3 protein-coding genes are annotated in these 2293 nt (G+C 60.4%); all 3 read right to left on the bottom strand.

All coding sequences use genetic code 11. From position 1 onward, the window contains the following. Positions 1 to 41: 41 nt before the first annotated feature. The gene (locus FEM54_RS30780; RefSeq protein WP_138454087.1) at positions 42 to 593 is read right to left on the bottom strand and encodes a GNAT family N-acetyltransferase; all 552 of its coding nucleotides are present in this window, start codon (positions 591 to 593) and stop codon (positions 42 to 44) included. A gap of 5 nt (positions 594 to 598) precedes the next feature. Then, positions 599 to 1060 (bottom strand): LEA/WHy family protein, encoded by a 462-nt coding sequence (locus FEM54_RS30785; protein WP_017138141.1) that lies wholly within the window; start codon positions 1058 to 1060, stop codon positions 599 to 601. A 13-nt stretch (positions 1061 to 1073) separates the two neighbouring features. Then, positions 1074 to 2293, bottom strand: a 1220-nt coding sequence (locus tag FEM54_RS30790; RefSeq protein WP_138454088.1) for a nucleobase:cation symporter-2 family protein, incomplete at its 5' end; no start/stop codon positions are given.

A 2293-nucleotide genomic window follows, 5' to 3' on the forward strand; every position in this document is an offset into this window, starting at 1 on the left:
GTTGAGGCCATCGCAGGCAAGCCAGCTCCCACATCAGATCTTCAGCGTTTGGAAGATCTGAATACCAACCACTCTTCGCGGGTAATCTCCCAAATGTCGCGTGGCAACGTACCTTCTACAAACTCACCCATCTGCGTGCGGATCAGGCGCATCCCGGTGCGCTCGGAAATCCGCCGCGACGCCAGGTTAGGCGCAGCCTTGGGCACGCGCATTCGCGGGCGTTTAAGCACATCGAACCAGTACTCCGTCACCGCCGCACAGGCTTCAGTCATAAAGCCCTGGCCTTGCCATTGCGGGCCCAGCCAGAACCCTCGGTTGTCGTCTTGCTCGTCCGTCAAGTTGATATTGCCGATCAACTGTTGCGGCGCGTGTTTGAGGCGGATCGACCAGTGCCATTGGTCGCCACGGGCCATGCCCGGCAAGGCCACCTGTTCCAGGTAGCGGCGAGCGCCGTCCGCCGGGTACGGCCAGGGCACCTCGGCAGACAGGTAACGCACCACGTCCCAGTGCGCGAATTGCGCCTGGGTGTCCTCGGCATCCTCCAGGGTCAATGGGTGCAGGATCAGTCTTTGAGTAAACAACGTCGGTTGCATGGCCGTTACCAGGTCGCAGTGTTGGGCAGGTCCAGGGTGCCGCGTTCCACAAAGCGCATGGTACCGAACAGGCCACCTGCGAGTTTGCCGCGCAGTGTGTAAGGCAGGTTGTTCAGGCTTTGGGTCTGGCTGAGACCCAAGGTCTGACGCAGCACAGAAAACGCCGAAACGCTCACCGGCACCATCAGCACTGTCTCGGAAAAGCGTGGGATGCTTCCGGCCTGATCGCTCACGCCGGACGCCAATGGGCGCCCATTCACGTCCAGGTCCAGGGCCACACCACTGTAGTCGATCGCCGTTTCATTGGGGTTCTGCACCCGCAGCTTCACGGCGAAACGCACTTCCAGGTCCTGGCTTTGCAGCGGCTCGATACCCACCACACTGATATTGACCGGGTCGCGATTGGGGAACAGCGCACAGGCGCTCAAGGTCAGCAGCAGTAACGATAGAACCATGAGCTTGCGCATAACAAAGGTGCTCCTATTTCGTGACGTCCGGATCCTGCATGACCTTGAGGGTAGAGGACTCCGGATCAAATTCATCCTCTTCCAGCTCTAAGAACTCCTCCGGCAAGAAAATGTTCAGCAGGATTGCACAGAACGCGCCCACGGTGATCGGCGATTCAAAGATGTTGTGCAACGCCTTGGGCAGGTCGCGCAGCACTTCCGGCACGGCAGCCACACCCAGCCCCATGCCTAAGGATATCGCCACGATCAGCACATTGCGCCGGTGCAGCCCGGCTTCGGCGAGGATCTTGATCCCGGCCACGGCCACGGTGCCGAACATGATCAGCGTGGCACCACCCAGTACCGGTTTGGGCATCAGTTGCAGCACCGCGCCGATCATCGGGAACAGCCCCAATAGCACCAGCAGGCCGGCGATAAAGTACGCGACATAGCGGCTGGCCACGCCGGTAAGCTGGATCACGCCGTTGTTCTGGGCGAAGGTCACCATTGGCAGGCTGTTGAACGTGGCTGCCATCGCCGAGTTGAGGCCGTCGGCCAACAGGCCGGACTTGATGCGCTTGATGTACAGCGGGCCTTTGACCGGCTGCTGGGAAATCATCGAGTTGGCGGTCAGGTCTCCGGCAGCCTCCAGCGGCGAAATCAAAAAGATCACCGCCACCGGGATAAACGCCACCCAATCGAACGAGAACCCGTACTTGAACGGCACCGGCACGCTGATCAACGGCACCTGGGGCAGGGCGGCCAAATCCACACGGCCCATCATCCAGGCAACGACAAAACCCAGGGTCAAGCCGATCACGATCGAGCCCAGGCGCAGGAACGGATTGCTGAAGCGGTTGAGGACCACGATGGTCAACAGCACCAGAGCTGCCAGCCCCATGTTACCCGCTGCACCCAGGTCGCTTGCCCCAAAGCCGCCGGCCATGTCGGTGACGGCTACCTTGATCAGCGACAAACCCATCAAGGTAATGATGGTGCCGGTGACCACTGGAGTAATCAGCTTGCGCAGCTTGCCGATGAACTGGCTGAGCACCACCTCGATAAACGCGGCGAAAAAACAGATGCCAAAAATCGTCGAGAGAATCTCGTCGGTGCCACCGCCGCGCGCCTTGACCATGAACCCGGCGCTGAGGATCACGCTGATAAACGAAAAACTGGTGCCTTGCAGGCACAACAGGCCGGAACCCACCGGGCCGAATGTGCGCGCCTGCACAAAGGTGCCAAGCCCGGACA

Origin of the sequence: Pseudomonas edaphica (assembly GCF_005863185.1) — a bacterium.
Lineage (GTDB): Bacteria > Pseudomonadota > Gammaproteobacteria > Pseudomonadales > Pseudomonadaceae > Aquipseudomonas > Aquipseudomonas edaphica.

Excerpts from the sequence above, each read along its gene's own strand:
- FEM54_RS30780 (WP_138454087.1), bottom strand. The coding sequence starts at position 593 with ATGCAACCGACGTTGTTTACTCAAAGACTGATCCTGCACCCATTGACC.
- FEM54_RS30785 (WP_017138141.1), bottom strand. The coding sequence starts at position 1,060 with ATGCGCAAGCTCATGGTTCTATCGTTACTGCTGCTGACCTTGAGCGCC.